General features: G+C 61.7%; 14 protein-coding genes and 3 tRNA genes. 11 read left to right on the top strand and 6 right to left on the bottom strand.

Translation table 11 applies throughout. The annotated features are described in order from the left end of the window. Positions 1 to 5 precede the first annotated feature (5 nt). Together L8U60_RS02670 and L8U60_RS02665 are read left to right on the top strand one after the other, a co-directional pair. A complete protein-coding gene (locus L8U60_RS02670; RefSeq protein WP_269964854.1) occupies positions 6 to 575 on the top strand; it encodes a DUF501 domain-containing protein in 570 nt (189 codons plus the stop codon). Then, positions 575 to 1,528 (top strand): Ppx/GppA phosphatase family protein, encoded by a 954-nt coding sequence (locus L8U60_RS02665; RefSeq protein ID WP_269964853.1) that lies wholly within the window; start codon positions 575 to 577, stop codon positions 1,526 to 1,528. Before L8U60_RS02670 ends, L8U60_RS02665 begins: the two co-directional genes overlap by 1 nt. An 18-nt stretch (positions 1,529 to 1,546) precedes the next feature. On the opposite strand, the gene L8U60_RS02660 is transcribed toward L8U60_RS02665, so the two are convergent. Then, on the bottom strand, positions 1,547 to 1,816 hold the full coding sequence (locus L8U60_RS02660; RefSeq protein WP_269964852.1) for a hypothetical protein: 270 nt from the start codon (positions 1,814 to 1,816) through the stop codon (positions 1,547 to 1,549). 89 nt (positions 1,817 to 1,905) lie between these two features. Beyond that, positions 1,906 to 1,978 (bottom strand) — tRNA-Asn (locus L8U60_RS02655). A gap of 193 nt (positions 1,979 to 2,171) precedes the next feature. Here L8U60_RS02655 and L8U60_RS02650 point away from each other — a divergent pair. Together L8U60_RS02650 and L8U60_RS02645 are read left to right on the top strand one after the other, a co-directional pair. Beyond that, positions 2,172 to 2,245: transfer RNA gene (locus tag L8U60_RS02650), tRNA-Ile, on the top strand. Positions 2,246 to 2,427: 182 nt separating this feature from the next. Beyond that, on the top strand, positions 2,428 to 3,843 hold the full coding sequence (locus L8U60_RS02645; RefSeq protein ID WP_269964851.1) for a hypothetical protein: 1,416 nt from the start codon (positions 2,428 to 2,430) through the stop codon (positions 3,841 to 3,843). Between the two features lie 61 nt (positions 3,844 to 3,904). Here L8U60_RS02645 and L8U60_RS02640 read toward each other — a convergent pair whose 3' ends face one another. Then, positions 3,905 to 5,086 carry a M20/M25/M40 family metallo-hydrolase gene (locus L8U60_RS02640; protein WP_269964850.1) on the bottom strand — a complete coding sequence of 394 codons (1,182 nt, stop codon included), beginning with the start codon at positions 5,084 to 5,086 and terminating at the stop codon, positions 3,905 to 3,907. 79 nt (positions 5,087 to 5,165) lie between these two features. Between L8U60_RS02640 and L8U60_RS02635 the strand changes: the two genes are divergently transcribed. The 4 genes from L8U60_RS02635 (at position 5,166) to L8U60_RS02620 (ending at position 8,060) form a co-directional block, all read left to right on the top strand. Continuing rightward, positions 5,166 to 5,813 (top strand): hypothetical protein, encoded by a 648-nt coding sequence (locus tag L8U60_RS02635; protein ID WP_269964849.1) that lies wholly within the window; start codon positions 5,166 to 5,168, stop codon positions 5,811 to 5,813. Positions 5,814 to 5,823: 10 nt separating this feature from the next. After that, positions 5,824 to 6,645 (top strand): serine hydrolase domain-containing protein, encoded by an 822-nt coding sequence (locus tag L8U60_RS02630; RefSeq protein ID WP_269964848.1) that lies wholly within the window; start codon positions 5,824 to 5,826, stop codon positions 6,643 to 6,645. Positions 6,646 to 6,652: 7 nt separating this feature from the next. Beyond that, the gene (locus L8U60_RS02625) at positions 6,653 to 7,546 is read left to right on the top strand and encodes a trimeric intracellular cation channel family protein (RefSeq protein WP_269964847.1); all 894 of its coding nucleotides are present in this window, start codon (positions 6,653 to 6,655) and stop codon (positions 7,544 to 7,546) included. A 172-nt stretch (positions 7,547 to 7,718) separates the two neighbouring features. After that, entirely contained in the window at positions 7,719 to 8,060 is a 342-nt protein-coding gene (locus L8U60_RS02620; RefSeq protein ID WP_269964846.1) for a hypothetical protein, read from the top strand. Here the strand turns inward: L8U60_RS02620 and L8U60_RS02615 are convergent. Then, positions 8,057 to 8,368 carry an acyl carrier protein gene (locus L8U60_RS02615; RefSeq protein ID WP_269964845.1) on the bottom strand — a complete coding sequence of 104 codons (312 nt, stop codon included), beginning with the start codon at positions 8,366 to 8,368 and terminating at the stop codon, positions 8,057 to 8,059. The two genes, L8U60_RS02620 and L8U60_RS02615, sit on opposite strands and share 4 nt — an antisense overlap. Positions 8,369 to 8,414: 46 nt before the next feature. Here L8U60_RS02615 and L8U60_RS02610 point away from each other — a divergent pair, with 46 nt between their 5' ends. Beyond that, positions 8,415 to 9,416, top strand: coding sequence for an alpha/beta fold hydrolase (locus tag L8U60_RS02610; RefSeq protein WP_269964844.1), 1,002 nt, complete (start codon positions 8,415 to 8,417; stop codon positions 9,414 to 9,416). Here L8U60_RS02610 and L8U60_RS02605 read toward each other — a convergent pair. Both L8U60_RS02605 and aceE read right to left on the bottom strand, forming a co-directional pair. Beyond that, entirely contained in the window at positions 9,413 to 10,924 is a 1,512-nt protein-coding gene (locus tag L8U60_RS02605) for a flavin-containing monooxygenase (protein ID WP_269964843.1), read from the bottom strand. The genes L8U60_RS02610 and L8U60_RS02605 overlap by 4 nt on opposite strands. A gap of 63 nt (positions 10,925 to 10,987) precedes the next feature. Beyond that, the gene (gene aceE, locus L8U60_RS02600; RefSeq protein WP_269964842.1) at positions 10,988 to 13,795 is read right to left on the bottom strand and encodes a pyruvate dehydrogenase (acetyl-transferring), homodimeric type; all 2,808 of its coding nucleotides are present in this window, start codon (positions 13,793 to 13,795) and stop codon (positions 10,988 to 10,990) included. Positions 13,796 to 13,938: 143 nt separating this feature from the next. Between aceE and L8U60_RS02595 the strand changes: the two genes are divergently transcribed. Next, entirely contained in the window at positions 13,939 to 14,367 is a 429-nt protein-coding gene (locus L8U60_RS02595; protein ID WP_269964997.1) for a DUF3052 domain-containing protein, read from the top strand. 64 nt (positions 14,368 to 14,431) lie between these two features. Next, a tRNA-Val gene (locus tag L8U60_RS02590) sits at positions 14,432 to 14,507 on the top strand. Positions 14,508 to 14,571 lie beyond the last annotated feature (64 nt).

The following is a 14,571-nucleotide window of genomic DNA, read 5'->3' as shown; positions in this document are numbered from 1 at the left end:
CGGGCATGGATGCACTTGGGTGTGATTTGGAAAGGGACCTGGGGGTCGTCGAGAAGCAACTTGGGCGCAGGCCACGCGGTGTGATTGAGATTTCTTACCGCACGCCTGACGGCCAACCTGCCGTGGTGATGACGGAGCCGAAGCTTGATGATGGCACCCCTTTTCCCACCCTCTACTACCTCACTGATCCGCGTTTGACGGCGGAGGCCTCGCGGCTGGAGGTGGCGCAGGTGATGAAGTGGATGGAAGCCCGCTTGAACACTGATACGGAGCTCAAGGCGGATTATGAGGCCGCGCACCGCCACTACCTGGACAAGCGCAACGCGATCCATGATCTGGGTACGGATTTCTCCGGTGGCGGCATGCCTGACCGCGTGAAGTGCCTGCACGTTCTTATCGCGTATGCCCTGGCTGAGGGGCCGGATCGTCTGCGCTTGGGCACGGAGGCTGTGGCGCTGGCCGCGGACCACGGTGACCTGCGTGGCACGGCGATCCCGGCGGACTGGCCGACTCTGGCGGACTTGGGTATTGAGGACGCTTTGGAGCAAGCCGCGCAGTTCCAGGGGGAGAAGTAATGCCCGTCGTCGCCGGCGTTGACTGCGGTACCAACTCGATTCGCTTGCTTATCTGTTCTGTGGACGAGGATGGTGCGCTGACCGAGATCACGCGTGAGAACACCATCGTCCGGCTGGGTCAGAGCGTGGATGCTACCGGGCAGTTGCACCCGGACGCCATTGCACGGACGCGTGAGGCGCTGGCGAGCTACGTGGAGCGGATGTCTGCTGAAGGCGTCACATCCGTGCGGATGGTGGCTACCTCCGCCACGCGTGATGCCAGTAACCGGGATGACTTCTTCTCCATGACGGCGGCGCTGCTCGGCCGGATCCAGCCGGGTGCTGTCGCCGAGGTGATCAGCGGGGAAGAGGAAGCCGCGCTGTCCTTTGCCGGTGCGACGGTGGATGTCGATTCCGCCCGTGGGCCTTTGTGCGTGATTGATCTGGGGGGTGGGTCGACGGAGTTTATCGTCGGTAAGCATGCGCGTGACATCGCTGGCGCGTATTCCACGCAGATGGGCTGTGTCCGGCTGACCGAGCGCATCATGGTCAGCGATCCGGCAACGGAGGAAGAGACGGCGCGGGCGCGCCATTATGTCGATGAGAAGATCGCGGAAGCTGCCGCGCATGTGCCGCTGGATGAGGCAGTGACGGTAGTGGGATGTGCGGGCACATTCACCACACTGTCCGCCTTGGCGCAGGAGCTGGGGGAGTATGACCCCGAGGCCATTCACATGTCTGAGATCAGCTTTGAGCGGATGGGTGAAACCACTGCCAAGCTGCGCGCCCAAACATCGGCTCAGCGCAAAGAAAACCCGGTCATGCACCCAGGGCGTGCTGACGTGATTGGTTCAGGCGCCGTGATTGTGGAGCAGCTCATGCATACATTCCATGGCCGCTCCGCTGGCCGGGTCGACTCCTTCATCATCAGTGAGAAGGACATCCTCGACGGCATCGTCGCTGGGCTTGTTTAACGGATCTGGCATAGGGCTTTAGTCCTCGTCCGGCTCGTAGATCTGCGGCTCATTCGTGTCCACGGTCTTGCCACGGCCACGGCCCTTGCGTAGATCCTTCACCTCACGCATGCGCGGATCCGGGTCGAGGGAATTAGCAATCGCCTTGCGCGTCGAACGAAGCGCCTGCTGCGTCACAGGCGAATTCACCACCTTCTGCGTGGTGTTCACAATCTGGTGGTAGCGCTTACGTCCCGCTTTAGTACCAAAGACATAACCTGCTGCTGCTCCGACGACGAACTGGATCATGGCAACGAGCCTACCGGTTCCCTCGCCCCACGACAGCGACGGGGGAGAAAAGAAAAAACCCAGCGCGGTCATGCGCTGGGTGGTGTTTGCTCCCGCAACTGGGCTCGAACCAGTGACCCTTCGATTAACAGTCGAATGCTCTGCCAACTGAGCTATGCGGGATTAAATTTTCGCTTCACGGCCTTGGTGTGTACCTCGTTCCGTGCAACGAAGTGATACTCTAGCGCCTTTCTTCATGGGAGGACAAATCGCCAGCGTGCAAGCAATATTCGGGCTATCAATAGGGGCATCAAAGCGGCATGGTTATACTCATTCAACGCACCGTCTGATGGAAGCGATTCCAATCTGGCGACGAGGGGCTATAGCTCAGTCGGTTAGAGCCGCGGACTCATAATCCGTTGGTCGCGGGTTCGAGCCCCGCTGGCCCCACAAAAACTCATTTGCGCCGTTAATGGGCGCTTTCTCACTCCAAAGTGGATCCTTCACAATGTAACTAAACGGATCATTTACACTGTAAACATTCGTGTCGCCTGACGACGCGACGTGCGACTAAGTACCCGCTGACACTCATCGCTCAGCATTTGTTCAGATTTATCTCATAGGAGTGACAAGTGAAAAGGATTTTCCGCACTGCCGTCGCAGGCCTCGCCGCCAGCGCCATCGCCGCGGGCACCCTCACCGCCCCGCAGGCTGAAGCAGAGACCAAGACCACGGACGTCAAGCTGCCGCTGGCGTGCTACGTGCACCCCATGGGAGGGGCCAGTGGCCAAAAAGGCGGCGTGGACATGAGTAGTACTTTCGCGCTCACGATGAAGGCCACCGCTCCGGAGACTGTTGAGGTCGGTGATGAGTTTGAATATGTGATCGACCCGGGCACTGTCGTTGTTCCAAAGACAATTACTGCTAAGGGTAAGACGGTGAATGTCACTTTTCTTTCGCAGGCGAATCTCTGGATCGATCTGCCGAAGAATGTTGAGCTCGTCTCCGTTGATTACGATAAGAACACTCCACTAAAGTTCAATGTTCTGCAGGACGGTAACCGCCTACGCTTCGTCGGTGAGAATCGACGCACTGATTCTAAAGCTGTTGGCCCCGTAGGCTTCACAGGAAAGCCGGTTGGTGATAATCCTGCAGAGTGGGTGCCGAACAATACCAGCCGTTGGTACTACGGTGGAGCGCATTTCAATGCCGGTGACACCAAGAGCGGAAAGCTGCCTAAGGTGACTTTGAAGCTGAAGGCTACGGGGGCTCCAGGAAGTACTGCCCAGCCGACGATCCGCGAAACAAACGCGAAGGATTCCGCCCCCGACGCATTCGTGCAGGGTCTTGTAAGGGGTACAACCAAGGTTCTTTGGTGGGAGAAGGCAGTGAATGCGCTGACCCGTTGCGGCCTGTCTCAGGATTACACGGGTAAGGGCGCCAAGAAGGCGCCGGCAACGCCGTTCCCTGCTGTAACGATTGTTGAGAAGCCGGAGCCCACCCCGGAACCAGAACCAACTCCAGAACCGGAGCCGACGAAGGAGCCGGAACCGAGCCCGGAACCTTCAACTTCGAAGGAAACCACGCCTGCTTCGCCGACTGAGACTACTAAGGCTGAGTTGTCTGAGAGCTCGACGACGAAGGAGCCATCGCAGGAGCCGACCCCGGAACCGGAACCAACACCGGAACCGGAGCCGACCAAGGAGCCGGAGCCTTCGACTTCGGAAGAAACCACCCCTCCGTCGACGACTGAACCGACGAAGGAAGAGCCGACGAAGGAAGAGCCCACCTCGGAGGAAACCAGCACAGAGGAGACCTCTACCGAGGAGGCTCCTACGGAACCAACGCCGACTACGAAGACGGAGCCGACTCCGGACCAGGAGCCGGAGCCGTCGAATTCGAGTGAAGGATCTGCTCAGGGGGAGCTGTCCTCTAACCCGGTGTTCAAGGGGCTGCTGATTGCGTTCTCGGTGTTCTTGGGGCTGATCGGCCTTGTGGGTGTTGGTAACTGGCTGAAGGATCACGGCTACATCAAGTTGCCGTTCTAAGTAGCTACAGGTCTAACGCGCTGAGAAGATTTGAAAGGGCCCCGCGGGGCCCTTTCGTGTTTTAGAGGATCGGCCCGTTGATCGACGCGATGGCGTTTGCCAGCAGGGCGGTGAAGAACGGCACGGAGTCCGGGTAGATGTACTCGTAGCGGGCGTGCGCGCCAGCACCGCCGGCGCCGAGGCCACACACGACAGGAACGCCGATGGCGGAGATGAAGTTGGCATCGGAGCCACCGCCGACGGCGATGCCTTCCAGCCCGTCATGCCCCAACCGAGATGCTTGGGTTTTCAGGATCTGGAACAGTGCCTCCGTCCCCGCGGTGTGCTGCATGGGCGGGCGGTTCCAGCTGCTTGTCACGGAGATGGTCACGCGGGGATCGGTGGGGGTGATGGAGTTAAGGGCGGCGTCGATACGCTTTGTTTCCTCCGGGATCCAGTGGCGGACGTCGATCTTCGCGGAGGCTGTTCCCGCGACAACGTTGGCCCCCGAACCGCCGGTGATCACGCCGACGTTGACCGTGGTGCCCTTCGCCGCATCGCCGAGTTTCGCGGCTTCGAGGCAAAATTCCATGAGCGCGATGATGGCGCTGGCGCCTTTCTCCGGTTCCAGGCCCGCGTGTGCCTCGATGCCCGTGGCAGTGACGGTGATGTCACCGATGCCTTTGCGCGCGACCTTCACGTTGCCGTCGACGCTGGCCTCCAGGACGAATGCGGCATCCGCGCCGCGCGCTGCATCCTCGATGATGTGCTGAGAGGCGGGGGAGCCGATCTCCTCGTCGCCGTTAAAAATGTAGGTGACGTCGGGGTGGGGGAGAGAGGCGTCGCGAAGCAATTTGAGCGCCCAAATGCCCTGGGTGAGGCCGATCTTCATGTCGAAGAGGCCCGGGCCGGAGAGACGCTCGCGCGGATCGTCGTGGGGCGGCGGATTCCACGCCGCGACCGTGCCGGCCGGCCACACCGTGTCATAGTGGCCAGCGATAACCACGCGGCCAGGCGCGGTGCCGTGATACGTGCGCACCACAACATCGCCGTACTCGCCGCCGCTGAATCGTTCCTGCTCATCGGGTGCGCCAAGTCGCTTATCGACGAGCCCCAGCAACCCCTCCAACCCCTCATTCAGCGCAGGTTTGTCGAAGCTGTAGGTTTCCAAGTTGACCAGGGAGATTGCGTCGTCAAGCATGTGCTTGAGTACGCCTTGCGTGACGTTGAGTGAAACGGGCGGTGTGTGATCGGCGGGGTTCATGGCTCCGATTCTGCCAGTGCGAAAAATTTCGTAGCCAAAACCAAGGACAGGGCGGCGATTCGGTCGTAGTGTGACTGCCATGAAGATGAACCGTTCCTCCATTGCTGTTTCCGCCGCGTGCGTGGCCGCGCTGGCTGTATCTGGTGTCGCTGGTGCTGGTGCCGCTAACGCAGCGCCGGCACTGGAACGCAACACCTGCGAAATCGCCTACACCGAAGCGGAGATCCCGGCGCTCGCCGCGGAAAAACTCTGGCTACCGCAGCTCGAAGGCACCACGTGGCGTGAAGCTTTGAAGGCGTACAACGCCCGTAAGGCGGAGCTGAAGAAGCAGCTGGATGAGGGCAACAACACCATTGACATCGCGGGAACCTTGTCCGTGCCCATGGCGGAGCCGGGGAAGAAGGAGACGGGTTCGAGCGTGTTTGGGAACCTCTCCAAAGGCAGCTCCCTGACCCCTGAGCGTCTTGGCCACTGGCCGTATGGCGCGCTGGCGTTCATGTACAACGCGTCGACCTGGGAGCACCAGGTTGTTACCAGTGGCTGCCCCGCTGAACGTCCGGCGCCGCCGGCGGAAACCCGGGACGTGACTGTGCCTGAATCCTCGGCCGTTGCGCCGAAGGAGTGGCAGGGTGCCTTGATTGGGGTGCTGATGCTGTTGGGGGTTGTCGCAGCTGTACAAGCGGTGCTGCCGATGTTGCAGGGATTGCGTGTCCCAACCCCCAGCTAGGCTGGCGGGCATGGAACTGAACTTAACGGGGCCGGGCTGGGACGATGTGACGGTGTCGGCGTCGCTGCTGGCGGGGGACGGCAGCGTGCTGGCCACGCAGGGCGACCAGGAGCGCGTCTACGAGCTGGCCAGCGTGACCAAGCTGCTGGCGGCCTACGCCTTCCTCATGGCTGTGGAGGAGGGGGTCTTCGAGTTGGACACGCCGTGCGGGCCGGAGGGGGCGACGGTGCGTCACCTGCTGGCGCACGCATCTGGCGTGGGCTTTGATGACCGGAAGCCGCAGAAGCAGCCGGGGGAGCGGCGGATCTACTCTTCGGCTGGGTTTGAGATTCTGGCAGAAGCGCTGGAGCAAGAAACCGGTATGAGTTTTGCGGACTACGCCCGTGAAGGGGTATTCGAGCCGCTGGGGATGCACAACACGGAGATCTACGGCTCGGCCGGCCACGGCGGGCGGTCCACGGTGGCGGACCTCACGGCGTTTGCAAAAGAGCTGCTGTCCCCGCAGCTGCTTGCGCCAGAGACGCTGACGGAGGCCTATACCAACCAGTTCGGGGACCTGCGTGGCATTGTTCCTGGTTACGGCATGCAAAAGCCTTGCCCGTGGGGCCTTGGATTTGAGATCAAGGGGGAGAAGGCCCCGCATTGGACCGGGGACACTATGCCGCCGGAGACGGTCGGGCACTTCGGGATGAGCGGGACGTATCTGTGGGTGGTGCCGGGCGGGGGGACGCTGACAAGCGCTGCGATGGTGCTTCTCACTGACCGTGAGTTTGGGGACTGGGCGAAACCCCTGTGGCAGGAGACGAACACGCGGATCTACCGCTCGCTATGATGACCTGGTGTATTTCGGAGGCATCGATAACGCGGTAGGCCAAGCCATCGCGATCCTGGATCTCATCGGCGTATTCCTCAACGCCGTCATCGGCGGCACGGTCGCGCGGCGATTGCGTTTCGACGCCGTCGGGTTCATGCTCATCGCCATCATCTCCGCCATGGCCGGCGGCATGATGCGTGACGCCCTCATTGGCAACACACCCGTCGCCGCGCTGTCGGACCCGTGGTACATCAGCATCGCACTCGTCGGTGCGGCCGTGGCCTTCCTGATGAACCTGCGTGGCTATGTGTGGGAACTCACCCGATTCCACGCTGACATGGTGATTCTCGGCGTGTGGTGCACCACCGGTACCGTGACCGCGCTGGGGGCGGGGGTGTCCTGGATTGGCTGCATCCTCATGGGTGTGATCACCGCGACCGGCGGCATGGTTATCCGGGAGGTGCTCATCGGGCGCATCCCACGCATCCTCAATGACCAGCAGATGTACGTTGTCCCCGCGATCCTCGGCTCCGCGACGGCGCTGACGTTGTACCAGCTCGCGGACCCGTCGGTGGCGCTCGTGGTCGCACCGCTGACTGCGTTCATCCTGGGCACCGTCGCGTACTGGGCCAAGTGGTACGTGCCGGCAAGCAATGAGGACGGCCGCTTTGATATCTGGGTGACCAAGCTTGCCCGCAAGATCGAACCGAACAAGATGCGTGCCTGGCGCCGCGCAAAAGAAGCCACCATGCGCGACGATCCGCTTGCGGACGATGGCGTCATGCCCACCAAAGGCGAAGTCCGCGACCAACTGGAGGGGAGCGCCGAACCTACCCCCGATGAGTTCCTGGCCGCACTTTTCCGTGTCTATGTTGACCGGCACGGGGAGGGCTCATCAGACGGCTGGGCGCGGGACTAGGGGCTTGGCAGGCCTCAAGTGTTGCTTGAGGCTTTGGGGGGATAAAGCGCAGGTTGAGGGTTGTCTGTGTGGCTGGAGCGAAGGAAGAATTGCTCTGAGTCACATGAGGGCGTAGGGGAAGACGAGCCTCGTCTTGACGTAACTGTCACCTGCGAAAGGACGGATCCCCTCCATGACAACCACGCTTATCGCACCAACCTGCGCCCGGCCCCGCCCACTGCATAGCCCGGCCCAGCGCGCAGTGCTGACCATCCACGGAATGCCACGCCACCTGCGCCTCCGCGTTGAAGAACTGATGGCGGTGCACCTCAGTCCGCCTGCCGCGCCGGTGGATGACCCCTTGGATACGGAAGATATTTGGGACACTGTCTGGTTCACCCGTTGGCACAATGACAGTGTTGCTCAAACCGTTGGCTGCCGGGAAGTGCTGGTTGCCCCGGCCCATGAGCTTGCCGCGTTCCGCGCGCGGCTCACGGAATTGGCCGAGACGTTCCGGTTCCAGGTGAGTGTTTAGGGGGCCAGGTACTTCGCCATATCGCCCAGGGTGTCCCAGGATGCGAACAATTCCTCGTTGATGCGCACCCCAAAGTGGTCCTCGGCGCGCACCACGAACTCGATCTGCGTCAGGGAGTCCGCATCCAGGCCATCGAGGGTGTCGTCGGCAGAGATCTCTTGGGCATCCTCGACAACACCGATCTTGACCAGTAGCGCGCAGAGTTGCGCAAAGGCGTCACCATCGCGGGCGATGTCTTGCGTGTCAGATTCATCCCCGGGGGTATCGAATCCAAATTTGGCAAGGTCCAAGCGTTGGGAAAGCTCCATGCGGGCCATTGTGCCACTAGAGGTATTGGTGGCTACGATCAACCGCATGTCATTCACCCGGAACATGCGTGCTGCCCTAGAAATCAGCGCCCCCGCGTGGGATCGCGCGCGCCGGGCGAACAGCGGCACTCCGGGGCTCCGCAACATGAGGGAGGGGACCACGCACAACGAAGAGATCGCGGTGCATTGGTACGAGTCCGGTCCGCAGGACGCGCCGCTGACGGTGGTGTACGTGCACGGCTTCAACATCTCATCGCAGTCGTTCTACCTGCAAGAGCGCGCCTTGCGGCCGCTGGGTGTGCGCCAATTGCTTATCGACGTCCGCGGCCACGGACACACCGCCACCGACACCGTCGCGGAATTCGGCGCAGCCAGCCCCAGCGACCTCAGCGTGGATGGTGCCGCCGATGACGTGATGGCGGTGATTGCCGAGCGCGGCGTCACAGGGCCCGTCATCGTGGTGGGGCACTCCCTGGGCGGACCGATTTCTTTGTCCTTGATTCGCCGCTACGCAGGCGAGCCGGATGGTTTTGATCTGGCTGGCAGCGTCCAGATCTCCTCCGCGGTCGACCCGTTTACCGAACGTGGAATGTCGGTGGCCCTGGGGGGCGCGGTGGGGGCAGTGTTGTACCGCGCAGTGCAGGCGATGCCGGGGCTGTCCGAGGCAGTGCGCGTGGGACTGACATCCGCCCTGGCACCGCTGTTGGCCGTGGGGTTCTACGCCGGGCATGTGCCGTGGGAGATCATTCGCTTCCACGCGGACATGATTCAGGGCACGCCACTGCGCACTTACGAAGGGTTCTTCCCGGATCTGCGCGAGCACTCCGAACGTGATGTGGCCGATAAACTGGCAGGAGTTCCCGGCTACATCCTCGTGGGGGAACTGGATACCGTTGCGCCCCTGGAACACTCGGAAGCACTCCACGAAGTTTGGCCAGATGCCGCACTCCAGGTGCTGCCGAAGTCAGGGCACATGCCGCCGTTGGATGCGGCGGGGGCGGTGACGACGGCTCTCGTGAGGTTAATCCATCAGATCCAAGCGCACTAGGAAAACACCATGTCCTTGTGCAGGTCCGAGCTTTCGCGGCCCCAGGTCCTGTACTCGTGGATGTAGTCCTGCGTGAAGGCCCACGGGTCGGCTTCGGCCTGGGAGGGGAGGTCCTTGCGGGCGCGGACGAGGTAGCCGGAATCCATGTTCATCAGCGGAATATCGGCGGTGAGGTGCTCCGGGAAGCGGGGAGTGGCGGTGGTGTAACCGTCAGCGGACATAAGCTGCCACAGGCGGCACATGTAGCGGGACACCAAGTCCGCGCGCAGGGTCCAGGACTGGTTGAGGTAGCCCACCGTGAAGGAGAAATTGGGCAAGCCATCCACCATGAGGCCGCGGTAAGCCACGGCGGAGGGGACCGGCTTTTCTTCACCATCCACCGAGATTGTGGCACCGCCGAAGACCTGAATGTCTAGGCCGGTGGCAGTGATGATGATGTCTGCCGGCAGGAACGAACCATCCTGGAGCTTGATGCCGTCCTCCGTCACCGTGGCGATCTTGCCGGTAGCCACTTTGGCGCCGTCCTGCATGGCCTTGAAGAAATCTCCATCCGGGGACTTACACACGCGCTGATCCCACGGGCCATAAGGCGGGTTGAAGTGGGCGAGGATGTCCTTGAATGGGATGTACATCCGGTTGAGCAGCATGAAGTAGCCGCGCGCCAGACGCGGGAAACCCTGGCACATCCAGTACTGCATCATGTCGCGCCCGATATGCAGTGCCCGTGCGGCAGACAGTGCGCGCTTCTCCGGCATCAGCTTCGTGGTCACCGCGGTGATGTTGTCGCGGTTCGGCAGCGGCGCCACGTAGGTGGGGGTGCGCTGCAGCATGGTCACGTCCGCACCCGCCTCATGCAGGGCGGGAAGCAGCGTAATCGCGGTGGCACCAGAGCCAATGATGATGGCTTTCTTGCCCGCCATGTCCAGGTTCTCCGGCCAGCGCTGCGGGTGGATGAGAGTGCCGTTGAAACGCTCCATGCCGGGGATCTCCGCGGTGAAACCACGGTTGTGCTTGTAGTAGCCGGAGGAGAAGTGCAGGCGTTTGGTCCACACGGTGTGCTCAGTCAGCGGGGCATCCTCGGGCGCGTTGCCCTCTGGGATGGGTTGGCCATCATTGCGGGTCAGCATGGTCACTTCCCACAGGCCGGCCGCAGAATCAAAATTCGCGCTCTTCACCCACGTGTGCAGGGTGAGGCGCTCAAACACGCCTTCTTCGCGCGCGACATTCTCGATGTAACGCTGGATCCGCTCGCCCGACCCCAAGCTGCCCTTGTGCGGCCACCGCTTGAACGGGAAGGAGAACGTGGCCATGTCCGAATCCGAGCGGATACCCGGGTACGTAAAGGTCACCCAGGTTCCGCCGACGGCCTTATTGGAATCCACAATCTGCCAATTCCAATCAGGAAAATTCTCGTTGACATGGTGGGCCAGATCGATGCCGCTGAGTCCAGCGCCGACGATGAACAGGTCCAACGGGTTTTCGCGGGAGGATGTATCCAATCGGCTCATGGGGTAGACGATAACAAGTAATTAGCGCTGCCAAATTAAATTGCGCTAATTACTTGTCCGCGCCTATTCCACCGCGTTTTCCTCACCTTGGTCAGAGCCGGAGTGGGTGGGGGAGGCGGCCGTCGGATCGTCGACAAGCAAATCCTTCGCTGCTTGCGCGGCGATGGAGATGTCCAGCTTGCCCCCGTCCGCGAGCGCTGTGAGTGCGGCGACAACCATGGATTCCGCATCGATGTTGAAGTAGCGGCGAGCGGCCTCGCGCGTATCGGAGAAGCCGAAGCCATCCGCACCGAGGACCACGTAGCGGCCCGGCACGTACGGGCGGATCTGCTCCTGGAGGTCCGTGGTGAAGTCGCTGGTAGCGATGTACGGGCCTTCCGTCTGCTTCAACTGCGTGGTGGCAAAGGCCTCTCCCGGATCCTGGTCCGGGTTGTGGATGCGGGCCTTGTTGCGCGCCGCGCCATCACGCGCGAGCTCCGTCCAGGAAGTCACGGAGTACACGGACGCGCCCACGCCGTAGTCCTCCTGCAGGATCTGCTGTGCGCGCAGTGCCCACTGCATGCCCACGCCGGAGGCGAGCAGGGAGACGTTGTTCTCCTTCTCCTCGCCGCGATCGAACAGGTAGATGCCCTTGTGCAGGCCCTCCACGTCAAGGTTCTCCGGGCGGGCCGGCTGAGCGATCGGCTCGTTGTACACGGTGAGGTAGTACATGACGCTCTCGCCGCCGTCCTTGCCGTACATGCGCTCAATGCCGCGATCAATGAGGTACGGCAGCTCGTAGGCAAAGGCCGGGTCGTACGGAACGATCGCCGGGTTCGTCGAGGCGAGCACAGGGGAGTGCCCATCCATGTGCTGCAGGCCCTCGCCGAACAGGGTCGTGCGGCCTGCCGTCGCGCCGACGATGAAGCCGCGCCCCATCTGGTCACCAGCCGCCCAGAAATTATCGCCGGTGCGCTGGAAGCCGAACATGGAGTAGAAGATGTACATCGGGATCATGGGCTCGCCATGCGTCGCGTAGCTCGTCGCTGCTGCAATGAAGCTTGCGGACGACCCGTCCTCATTAATCCCCTCATGCAGAATCTGACCGTCCGTGGCCTCGCGGTAGGACAACTGCAGATCATGGTCGACCGGAACGTAGTTCTGGCCCTTGGGGTTGTAAATCTTCAGCGTGGGGAACCAGGAGTCCAGGCCGAACGTGCGCGCCTCATCCGGGATGATGGGCACGATGCGCTTGCCGATTTCCTTGTCCCGCATCAGTGCCTTGAACGTACGGACCAGCGCCATCGTGGACGCCACCTTCTGCGAGCCCGAGCCCTTGAACAGTGCCTTGAAGGTCTTCTCAAAGTCCGGCATCTCCAGAGGCGTGTACGCTTCACGACGCTCCGGCAAGTAACCACCCAGCTCCTTACGGCGCTCGATCATGTACTTGACCTCGTCTGAGTCCGGCCCCGGGTTGTAATACGGCGGGAGGTATGGGTCCTTCTCCAGCTCCTCATCGGTGATGGGGATTTCCTGCTTATCGCGGAAGAGCTTCAGGTCATCCAGCGTTAGGTTCTTCATCTGGTGGGTCGCGTTGCGACCCTCGAAGTTGTGGCCCAAGCCGTAGCCCTTGATGGTGAGCGCCAGGATGACCGTCGGCTTACCGTTCTTGGTCTCCAGCGCCTTCTTGTAGGCGGCGTAGACCTTGCGGTAATCGTGACCACCGCGGCGCAGATTCCAGATCTCCTCATCCGTCATGTCCTCGACCAGCTTGGCCGTGCGCGGATCGCGGCCGAAGAAGTGTTCACGGACATAGGCGCCATCGTTGGCCTTGAACGTCTGGTAATCGCCGTCCTTGGTGGTGTTCATGATGTGGACAAGAGCGTTGTCCTCATCCTTTTCAAGGAGCTCGTCCCACTCGCGGCCCCAGATCACCTTGATCACGTTCCAGCCGGCGCCCTTGAAGAAGGACTCCAGCTCCTGAACGATTTGGCCGTTGCCGCGCACCGGGCCGTCGAGACGCTGCAAGTTGCAGTTCACCACAAACGTCAGGTTGTCCAGCTCATACAGGCTGGCCATCTGGAGCAAGCCGCGGGACTCCGGCTCATCCATCTCACCGTCACCGAGGAATGCCCACACGTGCTGCTGATCCGTGTCCTTGATGCCACGGTCCTGCAGGTATTTGTTAAAGCGCGCCTGGTAGATCGCGTTCATCGGGCCCAAGCCCATGGACACGGTGGGGAACTCCCAGAACTCCGGCATATCGTGCGGGTGCGGATAGGACGGCATGCCCACCTCTGGGCGCGACTTCTGCTGGCGGAAGCCATCCATCTGCTCCTCGCTCAGGCGGCCCTCTAGGAACGCACGGGCATAAATGCCCGGGGAGGCGTGACCCTGCACAAAGATCTGGTCGCCGCCCTGTGGTGCGTCCTTGCCGTGGAAGAAGTGGTTGAAACCAACCTCATACAGAGCTGCTGCCGAGGCGTAGGTGGAAATGTGGCCGCCGACCTTGATGCCCGGGCGCTGCGCGCGGTGCACCATGATCGCCGCGTTCCAACGGATCCAGCGGCGGTAGCGCTTCTCCATCTCCTCATCGCCAGGGAAATCAGGCTCCAGCTTCGTGGGGATGGTGTTCACAAAATCAGTGGAGGTCAACGCCGGCAACGGCACACGCTGGGCGGAGGCGCGCTCCAGCAGGCGAAGCATCAGATAGCGAGCACGCTCCGGGTCCGTATCCTCCAACAAGCCATCCAAAGAATCGATCCACTCCTGAGTTTCCTCCGGGTCCGGATCGTGCATGTAGGAAGCAACTCCATCGCGAATGAGCGGGATGTTCGTGTCCTCTGCATGCGGAGTTGTGAGGTCGGGGTTGCCCGAATTCGTGTCAGCCATTGGGTACCTCCGTTAGGCGTAAAAGTCTCGGGCCGGAAGGGCCCTAATTACACGCTCGAGGATACTACTTTTGCTCTGACCCACCCGAAGTTCAGTATTCCCCCAAGATGCGCGGTATCCTGGCTCTATCCAAGTCCAACACAATGGGAGGCAATTCGACAGTGGGCGCCACTGGTGCTGTGAACTACGTAGACAAGCTGGGCATCTCTCAAGACGATGTCGTCCAGGAACTCGGCTGGGATGAAGATTGTGATTCGTCCTTGTCAGAGGCCATCGAGGACCACATCGGGGAGCACTTGCTTGATGAGGACACAGATGAGCTTTGCGACGTTGTCCTCCTCTGGCACCGCGCCGGCGACGACGACCTCGTCGACCTCCTCGTTGACGCTGGCCGCAATCTCGGCGACGACGGCTGCATCTGGCTCCTCACCCCCGGCGCCAACAAGCCCGGCGAAGTCCACCCCGGTGACATCTCTGAATCCGCCCAACTCGCCGGCCTTCTCCAGACCAAGGCCGACCGCCTGGGCGACTGGCAGGGCTCCTGCCTCCGCAGCGCCGGCGCAAAGCGCTAACCGGCTCTTTTGTTTCTGCCGAGGGGTGCGTGTTAATCTTCTCCCCACGTGTTCATTCACGTGCGCGCCGTTAGCTCAGCTGGAAGAGCAACTGGTTTACACCCAGTAGGTCGGCGGTTCGAGCCCGTCATGGCGCACCAGCTCACAGCCACTTTCCGTACATCGGGGAGTGGCTTTTGGTTTGTCCCTTAACCCCGGTCGGCT

It is taken from the genome of Corynebacterium meitnerae, assembly GCF_027570075.1.
In the GTDB taxonomy this organism is placed as follows: domain Bacteria; phylum Actinomycetota; class Actinomycetes; order Mycobacteriales; family Mycobacteriaceae; genus Corynebacterium; species Corynebacterium meitnerae.
Note: the sequence above shows the minus strand (reverse complement) of the source record. Positions and strands in the feature narration are given on the sequence as shown.